This window comes from Afipia felis ATCC 53690 (genome assembly GCF_000314735.2).
Lineage (GTDB): Bacteria > Pseudomonadota > Alphaproteobacteria > Rhizobiales > Xanthobacteraceae > Afipia > Afipia felis.
In genome coordinates this window covers 1990600-2005930 of the sequence record NZ_KB375270.1, presented here as the reverse complement: position 1 = coordinate 2005930, position 15331 = coordinate 1990600, and the positions used below count along the sequence as shown (strand labels likewise).

Below are 15331 nucleotides of genomic sequence, written 5' to 3'. Positions count from 1 at the left end.
GAAATTTTTCCGACGCGGGAGCCTTCAAAGGCTCACCGCGCCATATCGTTCGAAGCCAATTGCGAAGACGGCTCACACGGTCGACCGCAATTCGCGCGCTATCGCGAAAAGCCGACTAGCTCCTTTTTCTTCGTCAGGACGCCCGTTAAGTATCGCGCACGCAGTTTCGGCATCTCCTCCGCGATTCGCAAAATCAATCAGCGCCAGCCCGAAAGCCAACTGCGCCTCCTTGTACTTCTTCGTCCGCTTCGCCATTTTTGCTCCTTCAAACCCCGTCACCTCATTATGAGGCATAGAAATTTTGTGGAGTCCATACTTAAAAATTCAAAAAGTGACTGTGCCGCAGGCATAACTACGCAATTTTTGCGTAGTTCTCGTTCGTTTGCGGAAACGGCGTCTCTATTTCCGCGAACTGCTCGCGTGCAACAGCGTTCCGATGTCTTGAAGCCCGACATCAACATCAAAGACAGCATCATCAATCCGCGTAGCGGCAAACTCGTAAGCCTTGTCAGCGTTCAAGCCTACAATCATAAAAGCTTGTGCAAGTGCCGTGGTCGCGCGAGCGCGAGCCGCTTTGACGCGACGAATCTCACTTTTTGTCGGTGCCATTTTTAATCCCTTCTTTTGAAATAAGCCGAATTGTTAAATCGTTGGGAATGGCCGAAGAAGGCGCGGGCGCATTGAGCAAGATTGTCCAACGCCGCGAGTCTTCTTCATCCCTGCACGGAATGGCAGTTTCCACCGCCTCGACATCATCGGGCGGTCCCTTCAACGCCCTGACATTGACGTTGTTTCCGCGCTCCGTATCGATCCAGACGCCCACGACCCGCTCGTAGGTTGCTAGATATTCAAGCGTCTCCGCTTCCGAATGCGATTCCATCGCCGGAATATTCTTCGCGGCGAGGTCCATCAGTTTTGAACCGCGCGTTACAACGGGCAGAAGCTCGAAGCTTGGAATGAACTCGCTCATCTGCCACCCCCGAACCATGTGGGCTTGCGACCTGAGGAGCGTGCGCTCTTGCTCTGTGCCGCAATTACGAGATTGCGCACCACGTCGGGTGATCCTTGTAATGGATGCTCCTGACCGCCAACGTGCAGATGAACCGGCTGCATTCCGCCGCCCGTCGCGGCGAGCGCCACGGCTCCGCCGGTCGCGTAGCTCACGCGGTTAGGCATTACAGCCCCAATGCCGCTGAAATCGACGCCGGACATGAGGTCACGCACGCGGCTGACGGCGATGCGCCCGGCCCGGATGGCGTTCATGAAGGCGAGGCCGTATCGGTTGACCGCAGAAGTAGGCTGCACATACTCGCCGTTTGATAACCAAGCGCGGATAGAGTCGCTCGTGCCGGTGCCGGGTCCACGAACCGCGCCGCCGTCCGCGAAAGCCGGAGCGTTATCACCGCCGCCGCTATTGCCACCGATCACTCCGGAGATCGCGTTGGCAACAGCCTGCACACCGGCCATGATTGCGTTGAAAACGCTCTTCGCCGTGTTCAAGAGGCCGTCGAAAAGCCCTGCGACAATGGTGAATCCAGCCTTGAAAGCTGACACCACTCCGTCAAGTGCGGTCTTGGCGAGTTCTGGAATTGCGGCAAAGACACCTGTAGCCGTGTCCTTGACACTTCCCAAGTTGGTCGAAAGCGACACGATCAATGCGCCAATGGCGACGCCAACAGCCGCAGCCGCAACGGCCGCACCGCCAAAGATCGATACCAATACGCCGATGGCGCTGACGACCACACCAATGGTGCTGCCAAGCAGTCCGAATGCTCCGGAGAGCGACCCGACGACGGCGACAATGGTAAGCTGGCCGCCTGTGAGCTTCGTGCCGAAGACGGCGTTAATTCCGTCCGCGACGATTTGCAGAATTCCAAGGAAGCCCTGAAATGCGGGGACGATGACATTGACCACCGCACCTTGTACGGCGCTCGCGAAATCCACAACGGCGTCGCGGGCTTTCAGGATGAAGGAGTTCTTCACGTCCTTGTCGCGGCCCTCGATGACGGCCACCACGTCTTCAACGATGGGCTTCACCTGATCGGCCAGCGTCTTTGCGAAGTTCACCCATGCGGCGCGGCTGTTCACGATGACATTCGTGAAGGCCTCGATAATCGTCGAAATGGACGGCGCGAAAGCCGCGAGCATATGGTTTTTGGTCGCTTCCGCCGCCTTGCCAAGATTGCCGGTCGCCAGCGTGACACGCTGAAAAGCTGCGACCGCGCCCTTGTCGAGTGAAGGCGCAAGGCGCTCCGCCGCAAGAGATAGGTCTTCGATACCCTTTGCGCCCTTGCTTGCGAGCGCGATCACTTGCGCGTTGCGCGTGCCCCAAATCTGTTGGGCGGCCGAAGCTTTGGCTACGTTGTCGCTCATGCCTTTGAAGGCGTCCCCCATCTCAAAGAAGACCTTGATAGGGTCGCGCATCGTTTTGCCGCCGTTATCCGAGACGGCGACGCCGAACTTTTTAAAGGTGTTTGTCGACTCTTGCATCTTCGCGTCAAGGTCGCGGAGTGCCTGCGTGTATTGCGTCGGCGTAATCAATCCGGCGGACTGTTTGCGTTTCAGTTCGTCCACGGCCTTGCCGTATTGGACGCTCGCCTGATTTGCCGAAGTCATTGCGGCGATTTGCTTCGAGAGCGCTTGCGCGATCTGATCGCCGCCAATGCCGACTTGCGACGCCGCATCCTGCAAGGCTTGCAGACGTTCGGCAGTTACGCCCAAGGAGTCGGCCGTGTTCTGTAGCTGGCGCTGCGCCTCGCCAACCTTATTAATCAGCGCAGTGAAGGCCGCGACCGTGCCTCCGATGGACACGCTTGAGAGAATCCCGAGCGACGCACCCAGACTCGAGACTTGCGATGCGAAACCACCAAAGGCTCCGCCGAAATTGCCTCCCGCATCTTGGAGCTTGCGGAGACGGTTCGAAAGCTCATTGACCGACGATCCGACCTTTCCCAAAGCGCTATTGGCCGCGCCGATACCGGCGAGCTTTTCAAACGCCTTCATTGCAGCCGCGCCGATGGCTTCCAAATCCGTTTTGACTTGCGCGCCGCCGTCAAGCGCGATGCGCTGCGTAATTGTACGACCGCCGCCTGCCATCGGTTAGCCCCTTGCCTTGTGAAAAGGGAAATACGATTCCCACTCGTCGGTGCGCTCAAAGCTATCCAAGCGAACAAACCCGTCATCATTCCATGCGATGGTGAACAGATCACGCGTGAGCGGACGTTCATCACCGATGGGGCCGTACGCTTCATGCACGATCAAAGTGTGCTCAATCGACAAATTCAGCCCCGGCGCGCCCAAGGCAATAAAAGGCACCCCATAAGTGATGTCTCGATTGGCGTAGCGCGCGAGATAATGCTTGAGGTACCCACTCCTAGAATTTTCGCCGAATCCGAGCTCTCGCCAGCCTGTCTCCGGCGACCGGGCCTCCTTCACTAAACAACACAACACCTTGTCCCGAAGCTTTAGAGCCTCAGGTAAGATAGCAAAGTTATTTTGAATGATTTCCTGACTGGTATAGGTTTTTGCGCGATCACGCATTGATAGACTCCTTCTGCTCAAGGCCGCGCATAATGAGGCGGCGGATTGCGTAGCTGCGTGGGCAAAGCGTTTCGGCGGCGAGCACGTCCACTTGGCGCAAAAGGGTGCGCGGGAGGCGCACGCCGATGCGCTCTTCGCTCAAATGAATTGGCTTTCGCTTCGTTTTCTTCGCCATGTGACAAACTCCGTTCGTGGACGGACTCCAGCACGCGACGGTTTTGAAGTCAGCCAACGAAGCAATTGTTGAACAAAAGGGCTTTGGCGTCAGCTAACGAATGGAATACGCTTCGCAGCGGGGATTTCGAGCGAGCTTCTGGCGGGGGCGAAATGGCTGACTTCACAACGACAAGTTGGTTTCCGGTTCTGACGTTGCTGTTGGGCTACGGCACGAAGTCGCTATCCGATTGGATCGACTTTAAACGGACTGTGCGAAGAGAGCGGGAGGCTCGCGCCGAAATCCGTCGCGATAAGATTTCCGAACGTCGAAATGATTTCCAGCGTGCCACGTTGCTGGAGCTTCAAGAAGTGGCGCATCGCTTGGGCAGAATGGCTTATCTCGCCAACTATTGCGACGAAACCACTTATCGCCGCGATCCCGAAAATTGGCAAAAACAGCTTATACCCGAGGAAACTAGCGAGGGGTTTCGCGAGGCGCAGGCAAGGGCATCTTTGCTATCAGCGCGAGTTCTGGACGATGAAGCACGCGAGTATCTCGAAGAGTTTAGAACATGCTGCACGACGGTGGTGTTTTCAAAGCAGCGAGGCGTCTCACTGCGGGCTCTCGCCGAGCTTGATCCGCTTCACCGCCGATTCAATTCTCACGTCGGGGAGTTGCTGCGTAATATCGATAGTGCTGAGCTTCAAGAGTGACCGCGAGGTGCGCGCGTTGAGGCCTATGTACCCTCGAAAAAATTTCTTCGATTCATAGAGACACCACGCGCCTGAGTGGTCCCCTCATAACTTTTTTCTGCGGGAAGAACCTTGTGGCAGAGCGTTTGTAGGCTACAGGGCGTTCGAAAAATTTTTTGAAACGCGCGCTCACAACCCAAGACGACGAATAAATTGGTTTAGTCCCGGTGGAATATAGAGCGCCCGGCAAGCCTGAATGGTCTTTGTAGCCTACAAAATCAGTCTGGAAAAATATAAGCTTCTGAAATCGTGTACTTTATTCTGTAGGCTATCTAGGCCTCGTTTTCCCCATACGAGGATCAGTCAATCAATCAATATATTTATAATTTAATAGGTTGATTGATCCGTGCTCCCTATAGAGCAATAGAGGCTAAGTTTGCCTACAACGCCTACAGCCTCGCACCCTGCCGAAACCATCAACCTAATTTCAGAGTGTAAATAGGTTGAGCATCACGACGACCATTCGTTAGCTGACCGAAGATCGGCGAGCGGACAGAGTCCCGGCATGGACGGGAGGCAGCCCAATCGTTGGTCACTGCGTGCGCTGCCGCGTGGTTCTATGCCGAGCATGGACGGCGTGGACAACAGCGGCGAGTGGATGGAGGCACTTCGGCTTGAAGCCGAAGGCGATCCGTCTTTGCTCGAAGCCCTGTTCATCAACAATGCCCCCTTGCACCTCCAAGAAGCTGTCCGGCGCGCACTTCGAAAGGGACTTAAGCCCGTAACCGGCCGCACAAAGAATTTGACGGATGCCGTTGTCTGGTACATCGACAACGGCGGGGATATCGGCCGCGCTCCACGGCCGAACGCAACGCTGTTGCATGAAGCTTCTCGTCGCTACGGGTTGAAAACAGGGAACGGGTGTAGCGTCCTCTGGAATGCCATCAAAGCAAAAGACGCGGCCGTGAACGCTGAACTTCGCCGCCGTGGGTACAAGGCGGTTTAGCAAATTTGCTGTTCTGCGAATGACATCGATCTTCGGTTTGTGTTTGCTGCGGCCATTAGACCGGAGCAATTTTCATGACCGCCACTTTATCGCCTCGCGCACTATCGATTATCAGCCGACATAAAGTTCAGGACTCGGAGCGGATCGCGGAGGCACGCATTCGTACCGGCCGCATCCGCGATATTCGCGAGCAAGAGCGAGATATTCTGCGTCGCACGGCGCAGTCCAAAGCGTTGAAGGATTTCGAGGGCGAAAATCCAGAGAACAGCGAAACCGTCAAAGTCCACGGGCCGCGCGCGTCTGCGCGCAATCAGCAGAGGGCGTTTATTGCAGAGGAACAGCGAAAGTTAGACCTTCTATGCGCGGAGCGATCACGTCTCGAAGCGGATGCTCCGCCGCCCGTTCTCACCGCCACGCGCCTCATGCAAGTGGTTGACCGGGGAGGGGACGCGATTGCCGAAATTGCCACGCCGGAACTGGTCTTGGCAAAAGGTGAGCGCAACTTGATTGATGCGCTTCCGCGTTTTCGCGAGAACGTCAGCAACCTGAAAGCCCGTCGCCGCGAGATTGAAAAAGCACCGCTTCCGGCGGCGCACGTTAAAAAGACGATGCGCAATCAGGTTGCACGCATTGCTTCGCAGGGCGTGCCGCAAGTGGGAGCGATGTTTCACGGCGGTGAAATTGGCTGGCCGCGCCTTCCGCCGGTTGCCGGTGTTGGCTCTCACCTTCATCAGCCAATCGACGCTTCCGCGCTCGCCGTCTTCCTCCATCGTGATCTTCTTATTGAAAGGCTCGATGAAATTATCGACGTAAACGCTGCGGCCTTTCCGAATCCGATGTCGCCACGAGAGCGTCAAACCGCGCTCGATAAGATCGATGCCGAAATTGATGCGGCGGAGCGCGTTGAGGCCGCCTGCGTTGAGGCCTTGGTTGCCGAAGGCCATCGCGTATTCCATCGCCCCGACATTTCAGTTCTCGCCGTCATTTCATACAGCGCTGACATTTCATTCTGATTTCAATTTCCGGAGTACCTCGAATGTCTGATTTCGCGATTGATATCTTCAACGACGATGCGTTTTCAATGACCAGCCTTACGGCGGGGATCAACAATCTAGACCATGTGCCGGGTCGCGCGGGTGATCTCGCGTTCACTGGCGTTGGCGAGGGGGTGGCTACCAACACCGTCGTCATTGAGTCGATTGACATGCAGCTTTCGCTCATTCCGACGACTCTTCGCGGTGCGCCCGCGCCATATGAGACTCGCGATAGGCGTAAGGCGATTCAGTTGGCCGTGCCCCATATCAAGTTGGAAGACACAGTGCAGGCCGATTCGGTGCAAAACGTGCGCGACTTTGCGTCGGGCGAGCTTGTCGGTGCGGAAGCGGTCATCAACCGGCAGATGCAGCGCATGGCGCTTCGGCATGATCTGACGATTGAAAACCACCGGCTCGGCGCGCTTCGCGGAGTCATTCACGACGCGGACGGTTCGGTTCTCCTCGACCTCTTCGCGGAGTTCGGAATTTCAAACTCGCTCGGGCAGGCCGCGCCGGAGACATTCGAATTCCCGCTCGACGACTATTCCGGTGTAGGTATCACAAATTCGATCCGAACGAAGTGTCAGGCGATTCAGCGGTTCATGCGCCGGAACGCGAAGACTGTGATTCCGAAGACCGCACAGGTGTGGGCGTTCTGCGGCGACAACTTCTTTGACAAGCTGTTGGAACATCCCAGCGTTAAGGGCGTGTATGACGGCTACGCGGCGGCGAAGCAGGCGCTAGGCGATAATTACGCCTTCGGCATCTTCGAGTTCGGCGGAATCATGTGGGAAAACTACCAAGGCACCGACGACGGCGAGACAGTCGCAATCGGTCCGGATGAGGCGAGGTTCTTCTTCACCGGCGTGCCCGGGCTCTATGCCGAATACTTCGCCCCCGGCGACTTCATGGAGACCGTCAATACGCTTGGTCTTCCGCGTTATGCGAAGCTCGCGCCGGACAAGTTCAATCGCTACGTCGAACTGCACACGCAGCAGAACCCGCTCCCGCTGTGCTTGCGTCCGCAGACTCTTGTTCGCGGCGTAGCGGAAGAGGCGTCCGAATAAAGTTTGGGGCTGTGTACTCCGCTTCGTTGCCGTCCATCTCCGAGGCGGACTCCTTCACAGTCCCAAATGGCCGCGCCGGTTTTTGGCCTCCACCTTGTCCGGCGCGGCCATCAATTTTCATTTTCATATTCAGTGTAAGGGATTTCAACATGTCGCAGTGGTTTTCGATGGCTAAGGCCAGCGCGGGCGGCGCTGCCAACATCAACATTTACAGCGAAATCGGCGAATACGGGCTTTCCGCAAAGGATTTTAACGAGAGCCTTTTCGCGCTGGGTCGCCCAAGTCAGTTGAATATCTCAATCTCTTCGAATGGCGGCGACGTATCGCAGGGCTTTGCGATTTATAACATGCTCGCGCGTCATTCGGCGAAGAAGGTCGTGACCATCGAAGGAATCGCAGCCTCAATGGCTTCGGTGATCGCGATGGCTGGCGATGAAATCGTAATGCCATCCAATTCCATGTTGATGATTCATAATCCGTGGGGCGGTGTGGTCGGTGATGCGGATGAAGTCGACTCGTTCGGCGAGGCACTTCGCAAAATGCAGGACCAGATTGCGGACGTTTATGCGAAGCGGTCCGGTGCCTCGAAGGCGAAAATCGTGGAGTTGATGGACGCCGAATCTTGGCTTACGGCGCAAGAGGCCGTTGACCTTGGGCTAGCCGACCGTGTTTCCGATGCCGTGCGGATGGCTGCGCTCATCGATACCGGAAAATTCAAGAACACTCCGAATTCCATCAAAGAGATGACGGCGAATTGGAAGCCGCGTAGCTGGGATGACATGCGCATCAAGGCTTTTCAGCGTTGGAACGCGTCCTGCAAGGCCGCCTAAAGGAAGCCCCGCGCTGTGGCGGCGCGGGGCGTAGGTGGCACAAGGAGTAATTCATGCATCTTAAATCACGACAGCGACGGAGTGGGCTAACGATTGACGGCGGGTAGGTATGTCTCGCGTCAGCAAGGTCGATGTCGCTCGGCAACTCAGAATTTCGCCGCAATACCTCCATCGCGTCTTGAAGGGCGGAACGTGCGACCCTAGGCGCGCGGCTCAATTGGCTGTGGCTTTCGGGGGCGACGAGTCTTGCTATCTTCGCGACGGCAAGCGCCGGGGCCGTCCGCCGAAGGCCCTGAACTACCCGTTTCGAGAATTCCTGCGTGATGCGCGGAGTCTTACTACAGAAGAGTGCGACCGTGATCGGGTTTCCCGCCTAATCCGCGATCTTGCAAGGCGTTACGATATCTATTCCGGCACGAAGAACGCGACGCCTTATCATGTTCGCGACCTTGAACACTTGATGGCTTGCCTGAAAGCTATGAGGTTGAAGCCTGAGCAAAGGCTGCTCGCTCCGGCTGTTTGGCGGCGATTCCGAAAGTGGCGCTTAACGAAGGAGTATGAAGAGCGAATGTTTGATATCGATATGGAAGAGGACGAAATTGCTAATCGTTAGCTGACGGGCCGCACTTCGTTGGTCAAGAGTCTGGTCACACTATGCCAGAGTCTCACCACGATGAAAGCGACAGCGGCAACACGTCCATGCCCCCGGCGCGGCCTCTCACGCGAAGAGTCCGCGATGTATCTATGCATCTCGCCCTCCAAGTTTGACACGATGCGCGCGGACGGCCGGGTAGGGCCTGCGAAGCTCATAGACGGCAAGAAGGTTTGGGACATTCGCCATTTGGACGATGTTTTTGAGGCTCTGCCGGACGAAAACGGTGACGATGGTAGGTGGAAGACGGCGGTGTGACCATGCTAGAAGAGGGTATGCCCAAACGCCTCCCTTCCGGTTGTTTCGAACAGTCAGATGGCCCCGGCAAGCCCGTGCGCGTCTATTACCGGCCGCGTACCGGGATGAAGAAGATTCGCATTTATGGCGAGCCGTGGACGGAATCCTTCATGGCGGAATACGCAGCGGCGAAGGGTAACGCCCCGAAGGCTGCGCCGAAGATTGGCGTTAAACCTGATACATGGGGATGGCTTTGCGCGCAGTATGTGAAGGAGTGCGCAGATTACAAGCGACTCGACGAGTCCACGCGCACCGTTCGAAAGCGTATTCTCGACTCCATGTGTGCGGAGCCCATCGCGCCGGGCTCGGATCGCATCTTCAAAAATCTCCCCCTCGCGCGAATGACAGCCGACGATATCGAAGTGCTGCGCGACCGAAAGCTTGAGCTTCCCGAAGCCGCGAACGGCCGCGTCAAAGCCGCGCGCATGGTGACGAAGTGGGGCTTCAAAAAGAAGCACATCAAAACCAATTTCGGCCGTGATGTTGAGACGTTCAAAACAGCGACCGCAGGCTGGCACACTTGGACGCTCGAAGAGGTCGAAGCTTTTGAAAAGCGGTGGCCGATTGGCACCAAGCCACGTCTCGCCCTCGCGCTGCTCATGTTTACGGGCGTCCGCAAATCCGACCTCGTGCGGCTCGGAAAGCAGCACGTCAAAAAGGGCTATCTCGTTTTCACCGTCCATAAAGGCCGCAACCGGAAGCCGAAGCGTCTTTCGATTCCAATCCTGCCGGAACTACAGCGGATCATTGAAGCTTCGCCAACCGGCGATATGACGTTCCTCGTGACGGCCTTTGGCAAGGCGTTCACGGACAAGGGCATGGGCGTGCGTATGCGCGAGTGGTGCGATGCGGCGGGGCTGCTGCAATGCTCCGCGCACGGGCTCCGGAAGGCCGGGGCGACCATTGCCGCAGAGAATGGGGCGACGGCCAGTCAGCTTATGGCGGTCTTCGGCTGGGACAGTATGGAGCACGCGGAACTTTACACCCGCGCGGCCGATCAGAAGCGCCTCGCCACGGATGCGATGCCTCTTCTCGTACCGCAATCTCCGGGGGAATCTTCGAAAAACGCTATGTGAAACAATGGTGCGTCTCGTTCCCCCGAATTGCCGTAAGTGCTTGATTTTCCTAAACGGTAAAGCTCCCCTAGGGAGCGCCAATCCGTAAAAACTACGCACGTTGTGACGCGAGGCATTTTGCCAAGGTTCGTGTCAGCAAGAACAATCTTTGCTGCCGAAAATTCTGACCATCCCTTTCCCGAATTGCGTTGCTTAGGATTGTGCAGAGGTGGGCTTTAGGGACGGCATTTCTGCACTTGTCAGCAAGTTGGTCATCAGCCGTCAAAACGCTTCAATTTTTCCAGGGCCAATTGTTGCCACGCCATTACCTTGAGCGGTTCGACTAGCGCAGGTTGTTCTGGCGCTCGACTTTCAAGACGGTAACCCGCTCGCCAGGCAGAACGTCGAGTTCGACGATGCCATTGGCAATGGATTGATGGGGCCGTTTGAGCCGCCATTTCGCGGTCGATGCCCTGAACAAGTCCTTCTCACGGATTATTTAGGCGCTCGCTGCGGTCGCGCCTGCTCAGAAGTGGTATGTTTGTTCCGCAGAAACGCTCATTCGTAATATCCGGGCAGGCTTTCCCGGAGGATCGGAGTTTCCGCAGGCTGTGGGCGCAAAGGATCGAGGGCGAATAGATGGATCAGCCCGTCAAGTCCCGCGAGGAGATTTCGCACCAAGCGACCGCGCCTATCTCCAAGCAAAAGACGCGACGATCCCTGATATGGATTGTGCTGCTCTGTGTCCTCGTGCTCGCCGGTCTCGTTTGGTGGACTCGTGAAAAGGCCGCATCGCCGACCAGCTCCCGCGGCGCGCCCGTTATCTCGATTGTGCCGGAGGTTGTCACAAAGGGGGATATTGGCATTGGCCTGAATGCCCTCGGCACGGTCACGTCTCTCGCAACGGTGACCGTGCGTACGCAGATCAGCGGCTATCTGCAGAAAATCGATTTCAAGGAAGGTGACGAGGTCAAGAAGGGCGATCTGCTCGCGGAGATTGACCCGCGCCCTTACGAAGCCGCTTTGGCTGTTGCGCAAGGTAACCTCGCACGGGACGAGGCGTTGTTGAAAGGTGCGCAGGTTGATCTGGTTCGCTACCAGAAACTGGCCGCGCAGAACGCGGTGCCTCATCAGACATTGGATACCCAGGTTGCGCTGGTTGCGCAGGATCAGGGCACGGTGGAAGCTGACCGTGCCGCGGTGAAGGTTGCCGAAGTCAATTTGCAGTATTGCCGTATTGTCTCACCGCTGGACGGCCGCGTGGGATTGCGTCAGGTGGATCAGGGCAATTACGTCACGCCCGGTGATACGAACGGCCTTGTCGTGATCACGCAATTGCGGCCTATCAGCGTTCTCTTCACGCTGCCCGAAGACAACCTGCCGGCGATCAACAAGAGACTGGCCGCGGGAGCCGCCTTGCCCGCGATCGCCTATGATCGCAGCGGGGTGAACAAGATCGCGGACGGTGTTCTGCAGACCTTCGACAGTCAGATCGATCCCACAACAGGAACGATCAAGCTGCGGGCTCAGTTCGCCAACGATAACGAAGCACTCTATCCAAACCAGTTCGTCAATATTCGGCTGCTGGTCGATACGCACCAGAATGTCACAGTGATGCCCGTCGCCGGCATTCAGCGCGGCGTGCCGGGGACGTTCGTCTATCTTGTCAATCCAAACAGTACCGTGTCGGTGCGGAAGGTTGAACTCGGTGCGACCGATGGCGATCGTGTCGAGGTCCGCTCCGGGCTGGCGCCCGGCGACCAGATCGTAGTGGATGGTGCGGATAAGCTGCGGGATGGCGCGAAGATCAATCTCAGAAATGAAGCCGTTGGCACGCCCGCACAACCTCAAGCGGGCGGAAAGAAACAGAACCCGGGCAAGGGTCAGAAACAATGAACCCTTCGCAACCATTCATCTTGCGGCCGGTAGCAACCACGCTGTTGATGGTGGCCATCATGCTGTCGGGGATGCTCGCGTTTCGCTTTCTACCGGTCGCCGCGTTGCCGGAGGTGGATTATCCCACCATCCAGGTGCAGACATTCTATCCGGGAGCCAGCCCGGATGTCATGACATCGTCGGTCACGGCGCCACTTGAGGTGCAGTTCGGACAGATGCCGAACCTCAATCAGATGAGTTCGGTCAGCTCAGCCGGTGCATCGGTCATCACGCTTCAGTTTGGTCTGAGCATTTCCCTCGACGTGGCGGAGCAGGAGGTACAGGCCGCGATCAACGCCGCAGGCAACCTGTTGCCCTCGGATCTGCCCGCGCCACCCATCTATGCCAAGGTCAACCCGGCCGACGCGCCGATCCTGACGCTGGGATTGACGTCGAAGACCATGCCGCTAACGGAAGTCGAGGATTTCGTCGACACGCGGCTCGCTCAGAAGATTTCCCAGCTTCCCGGCGTGGGCCTCGTCAGCATCAGCGGCGGACAACGGCCTGCCGTGCGCATCCGTGCGGACGGTCGCAAGCTCGCTGCTTATGGCCTCAACATCGATGACCTGCGCACGACGCTTGGCAATGCCAATATCAATACGCCGAAAGGCAACTTCGATGGTCCGATGCGGGCTTATACGATCAACGCCAACGATCAGATCCGGAATGCGAAAGACTATAGATCGCTGGTTATCGCCTACAAGAATGGATCGCCGGTCCGGTTGAGCGACGTTGGGGATGTCGTGGACGGTGCCCAGAACGACAAGCTGGGTGCGTGGATGAACAGGACGCCGGCCATCATTCTGAACATTCAGCGGCAGCCGGGTGCGAACGTGATCTCGGTCGTGGCCGGCATCAAGGCGCTGTTGCCGCAGTTGCAGGCTTCGTTACCAGCCGCGATCGATGTCGCGATCCTGACCGACAGGACGGTCACGATCCGCGCGTCTGTCAGGGACGTCGAATACGAACTTGCGCTCGCGGTCGTTCTCGTGGTGCTCGTGATCTTCGTCTTCCTGCGCAACTCCCGCGCCACGCTGATCCCCAGTCTCTCGGTGCCGCTCTCGCTGGTGGGCACCCTGGGCGTTATGTACCTCGCGGGCTTTAGTCTCAATAATCTGTCTCTGATGGCTCTAACGATTGCGACCGGTTTCGTTGTCGACGACGCTATTGTGGTGATCGAGAATATCTCGCGTTACATCGAAGAGGGCGAAGCGCCGCTACAGGCCGCCTTGCGCGGATCGGAACAGATCGGCTTTACCATCATATCGTTGACGGTGTCGCTGATCGCGGTGTTGATCCCGCTGCTGTTCATGGGCGACGTCGTTGGCCGGCTGTTTCGCGAATTCGCGATCACGCTGTCCGTCACCATTCTCATCTCGGCGGTGGTGTCGCTGACACTGGTGCCCATGGCTTGCGCCAAGTTACTGAAACCGACGCGAGAGGTTCCCGAAAATGCCTTCCAGCGCGTCAGCCGGGAGTCTTTCGAGAGGTTGATCGAGGTCTATGGGCGCGCGCTCAATTGGGTGCTGGATCGGCAAACGATGGTTCTGCTGGTGGCACTTGGCACGTTCGTCCTGACAGGAGTCCTCTATGTCGTGATCCCGAAGGGATTCTTTCCGCTGCAAGACACGGGGGTCATCCAGGCGATTTCGGAAGCGCCGCAATCGGTGTCCTATGCTGCCATGGCGCAGCGACAGCAGGCGCTCGCGAGTGCCATTTTGGAAGATCCGGAGGTGGAGAGTCTGTCGTCATTCATCGGCGTCGACGGCACCAACTCCACGCTTAACAGCGGTCGGCTTCTGATCAATCTCAAGCCCCACGATCAACGGACATCCAGCATTACGCAGGTCATGGAGCGCTTGAAGGATCGTACGGCGAATTTAACCGGGATCACGCTTTATATGCAGCCGGTGCAGGACCTCACCATTGAGGGCACCGTAAGCCGCACGCAATACCAGTTCATTCTTCAGGATGCGGATGCCGCGCAACTGAATGAGTGGACTCCCAAGTTGGTGGATCGTCTCAAGGATCTTCCGCAACTGACCGATGTGACCAGCGACATCTCGGCTTACGGATTATCCCTCTTCGTGGACATCGATCGCGATCAGGCTGCCCGGTTCGGAATCACACCGGCGACCATCGATAACGCCCTTTACGATTCATATGGTCAGCGTATCGTTTCGACGGTCTTTACGCATTCGAACCAGTATCGGGTGATTCTGGAGGCAGAACCCTCCCTGCAGCAGTCGCTCGATTCCCTGTCATCGATCTATCTGCCGTCTTCAGTCGGCGGCCCGCCGGTGCCGCTGTCGGTGATGGCAAAGACGAGGGTTGAAACCGCGCCGTTGCTGGTGACCCATCTTGGCCAGTTTCCGGCGACTACTGTCTCTTTCAACCTCGCGCATGGCGCATCCCTCGGCGAAGCGGTCAACGCTATCAAGCAGGCGGAGACGGAGGTTGGCCTGCCGGCGAGCATGATCACCAACTTCCAGGGCGCAGCGCTTGCCTTTCAGTCATCGCTGGCTAATCAGGCTTTTCTCATTCTTGCGGCAATCGTGACCGTCTACATCGTGCTGGGCGTTCTTTACGAGAGCTTCATTCATCCCGTCACGATTCTGTCGACGCTGCCGTCCGCCGGGGTCGGCGCGTTGCTGGCGTTGATGATTGCTGGTCAGGATCTCACCATCGTTGCCATCATTGGCATCATTCTCCTGATCGGCATCGTGAAGAAGAACGCGATCATGATGATCGATTTTGCCTTGGATGCCGAACGCAACGAAGGCAAGGCGCCACGCGATGCGATCTATCAGGCTTGCCTGCTGCGCTTTCGACCGATTTTGATGACCACGATGGCTGCCATGCTCGGCGCACTGCCGTTGATGCTCGGCACCGGTGCCGGATCCGAGCTGCGGCATCCTCTCGGTATCTCCATTGTCGGCGGCCTTCTCGTTAGTCAGATGCTGACCTTGTTCACGACGCCTGTGATCTACCTGTGGTTCGATCGCCTCTCGCTTCGTCTCTCCGGTCAATCGCCCAGCGGGCGTCAGGCGAACGAAATGGGGTGAG

16 protein-coding genes are annotated in these 15331 nt (G+C 57.3%); 9 read left to right on the top strand and 7 right to left on the bottom strand.

The features are described 5' to 3' along the window. Positions 1-72: 72 nt before the first annotated feature. From HMPREF9697_RS09495 to HMPREF9697_RS09475, 6 genes are all read right to left on the bottom strand, one after another. On the bottom strand, positions 73-255 hold the full coding sequence (locus HMPREF9697_RS09495; protein WP_002716985.1) for a hypothetical protein: 183 nt from the start codon (positions 253-255) through the stop codon (positions 73-75). A 144-nt stretch (positions 256-399) separates the two neighbouring features. Beyond that, the gene (locus tag HMPREF9697_RS20910; protein ID WP_002716984.1) at positions 400-609 is read right to left on the bottom strand and encodes a hypothetical protein; all 210 of its coding nucleotides are present in this window, start codon (positions 607-609) and stop codon (positions 400-402) included. Continuing rightward, positions 590-970, bottom strand: a complete 381-nt coding sequence (locus tag HMPREF9697_RS09490) for a hypothetical protein (protein WP_002716983.1) — start codon at positions 968-970, stop codon at positions 590-592. Before HMPREF9697_RS09490 ends, HMPREF9697_RS20910 begins: the two co-directional genes overlap by 20 nt. Beyond that, positions 967-3096, bottom strand: coding sequence for a phage tail family protein (locus tag HMPREF9697_RS09485; RefSeq protein ID WP_002716982.1), 2130 nt, complete (start codon positions 3094-3096; stop codon positions 967-969). Before HMPREF9697_RS09485 ends, HMPREF9697_RS09490 begins: the two co-directional genes overlap by 4 nt. 3 nt (positions 3097-3099) lie before the next feature. Continuing rightward, positions 3100-3540 (bottom strand): hypothetical protein, encoded by a 441-nt coding sequence (locus HMPREF9697_RS09480; RefSeq protein ID WP_002716981.1) that lies wholly within the window; start codon positions 3538-3540, stop codon positions 3100-3102. Beyond that, positions 3533-3715 carry a ribbon-helix-helix protein, CopG family gene (locus HMPREF9697_RS09475; RefSeq protein ID WP_002716980.1) on the bottom strand — a complete coding sequence of 61 codons (183 nt, stop codon included), beginning with the start codon at positions 3713-3715 and terminating at the stop codon, positions 3533-3535. Before HMPREF9697_RS09475 ends, HMPREF9697_RS09480 begins: the two co-directional genes overlap by 8 nt. A gap of 152 nt (positions 3716-3867) precedes the next feature. Here HMPREF9697_RS09475 and HMPREF9697_RS09470 point away from each other — a divergent pair, with 152 nt between their 5' ends. The 7 genes from HMPREF9697_RS09470 (at position 3868) to HMPREF9697_RS09435 (ending at position 10351) form a co-directional block, all read left to right on the top strand. After that, positions 3868-4410 (top strand): hypothetical protein, encoded by a 543-nt coding sequence (locus HMPREF9697_RS09470; RefSeq protein ID WP_002716979.1) that lies wholly within the window; start codon positions 3868-3870, stop codon positions 4408-4410. A 544-nt stretch (positions 4411-4954) separates the two neighbouring features. Then, on the top strand, positions 4955-5395 hold the full coding sequence (locus HMPREF9697_RS09465) for a hypothetical protein (RefSeq protein WP_002716978.1): 441 nt from the start codon (positions 4955-4957) through the stop codon (positions 5393-5395). A gap of 74 nt (positions 5396-5469) precedes the next feature. Beyond that, positions 5470-6408, top strand: a complete 939-nt coding sequence (locus HMPREF9697_RS09460; protein ID WP_002716977.1) for a hypothetical protein — start codon at positions 5470-5472, stop codon at positions 6406-6408. 23 nt (positions 6409-6431) lie between these two features. Then, the gene (locus HMPREF9697_RS09455) at positions 6432-7496 is read left to right on the top strand and encodes a major capsid protein (RefSeq protein WP_002716976.1); all 1065 of its coding nucleotides are present in this window, start codon (positions 6432-6434) and stop codon (positions 7494-7496) included. An 11-nt stretch (positions 7497-7507) separates the two neighbouring features. After that, complete coding sequence (locus HMPREF9697_RS09450) at positions 7508-8326, top strand: head maturation protease, ClpP-related (protein ID WP_147296380.1); 819 nt, start codon at positions 7508-7510, stop codon at positions 8324-8326. A gap of 109 nt (positions 8327-8435) precedes the next feature. Continuing rightward, on the top strand, positions 8436-8939 hold the full coding sequence (locus HMPREF9697_RS09445) for a hypothetical protein (protein WP_040307882.1): 504 nt from the start codon (positions 8436-8438) through the stop codon (positions 8937-8939). A gap of 314 nt (positions 8940-9253) precedes the next feature. Next, positions 9254-10351 (top strand): tyrosine-type recombinase/integrase, encoded by a 1098-nt coding sequence (locus HMPREF9697_RS09435; protein WP_051053977.1) that lies wholly within the window; start codon positions 9254-9256, stop codon positions 10349-10351. 322 nt (positions 10352-10673) lie between these two features. Here the strand turns inward: HMPREF9697_RS09435 and HMPREF9697_RS20905 are convergent, their stop codons facing one another. Next, on the bottom strand, positions 10674-10811 hold the full coding sequence (locus tag HMPREF9697_RS20905; RefSeq protein ID WP_157223249.1) for a hypothetical protein: 138 nt from the start codon (positions 10809-10811) through the stop codon (positions 10674-10676). A gap of 158 nt (positions 10812-10969) precedes the next feature. Between HMPREF9697_RS20905 and HMPREF9697_RS09430 the strand changes: the two genes are divergently transcribed. Together HMPREF9697_RS09430 and HMPREF9697_RS09425 are read left to right on the top strand one after the other, a co-directional pair. Continuing rightward, a complete protein-coding gene (locus tag HMPREF9697_RS09430; protein ID WP_002716972.1) occupies positions 10970-12226 on the top strand; it encodes an efflux RND transporter periplasmic adaptor subunit in 1257 nt (418 codons plus the stop codon). Next, entirely contained in the window at positions 12223-15330 is a 3108-nt protein-coding gene (locus HMPREF9697_RS09425) for an MdtB/MuxB family multidrug efflux RND transporter permease subunit (protein ID WP_002716971.1), read from the top strand. Before HMPREF9697_RS09430 ends, HMPREF9697_RS09425 begins: the two co-directional genes overlap by 4 nt. The last annotated feature ends 1 nt before the right edge of the window (position 15331 follow it).

What these genes read in the sequence shown, in the direction of transcription:
- HMPREF9697_RS09495 (WP_002716985.1), bottom strand. Translation starts at nt 255, where the DNA reads ATGGCGAAGCGGACGAAGAAGTACAAGGAGGCGCAGTTGGCTTTCGGG.
- HMPREF9697_RS20910 (WP_002716984.1), bottom strand. Translation starts at nt 609, where the DNA reads ATGGCACCGACAAAAAGTGAGATTCGTCGCGTCAAAGCGGCTCGCGCT.
- HMPREF9697_RS09490 (WP_002716983.1), bottom strand. Translation starts at nt 970, where the DNA reads ATGAGCGAGTTCATTCCAAGCTTCGAGCTTCTGCCCGTTGTAACGCGC.
- HMPREF9697_RS09485 (WP_002716982.1), bottom strand. Translation starts at nt 3,096, where the DNA reads ATGGCAGGCGGCGGTCGTACAATTACGCAGCGCATCGCGCTTGACGGC.
- HMPREF9697_RS09480 (WP_002716981.1), bottom strand. Translation starts at nt 3,540, where the DNA reads ATGCGTGATCGCGCAAAAACCTATACCAGTCAGGAAATCATTCAAAAT.
- HMPREF9697_RS09475 (WP_002716980.1), bottom strand. Translation starts at nt 3,715, where the DNA reads ATGGCGAAGAAAACGAAGCGAAAGCCAATTCATTTGAGCGAAGAGCGC.
- HMPREF9697_RS09470 (WP_002716979.1), top strand. Translation starts at nt 3,868, where the DNA reads ATGGCTGACTTCACAACGACAAGTTGGTTTCCGGTTCTGACGTTGCTG.
- HMPREF9697_RS09465 (WP_002716978.1), top strand. Translation starts at nt 4,955, where the DNA reads ATGGACGGGAGGCAGCCCAATCGTTGGTCACTGCGTGCGCTGCCGCGT.
- HMPREF9697_RS09460 (WP_002716977.1), top strand. Translation starts at nt 5,470, where the DNA reads ATGACCGCCACTTTATCGCCTCGCGCACTATCGATTATCAGCCGACAT.
- HMPREF9697_RS09455 (WP_002716976.1), top strand. Translation starts at nt 6,432, where the DNA reads ATGTCTGATTTCGCGATTGATATCTTCAACGACGATGCGTTTTCAATG.
- HMPREF9697_RS09445 (WP_040307882.1), top strand. Translation starts at nt 8,436, where the DNA reads ATGTCTCGCGTCAGCAAGGTCGATGTCGCTCGGCAACTCAGAATTTCG.
- HMPREF9697_RS09435 (WP_051053977.1), top strand. Translation starts at nt 9,254, where the DNA reads ATGCCCAAACGCCTCCCTTCCGGTTGTTTCGAACAGTCAGATGGCCCC.
- HMPREF9697_RS09430 (WP_002716972.1), top strand. Translation starts at nt 10,970, where the DNA reads ATGGATCAGCCCGTCAAGTCCCGCGAGGAGATTTCGCACCAAGCGACC.
- HMPREF9697_RS09425 (WP_002716971.1), top strand. Translation starts at nt 12,223, where the DNA reads ATGAACCCTTCGCAACCATTCATCTTGCGGCCGGTAGCAACCACGCTG.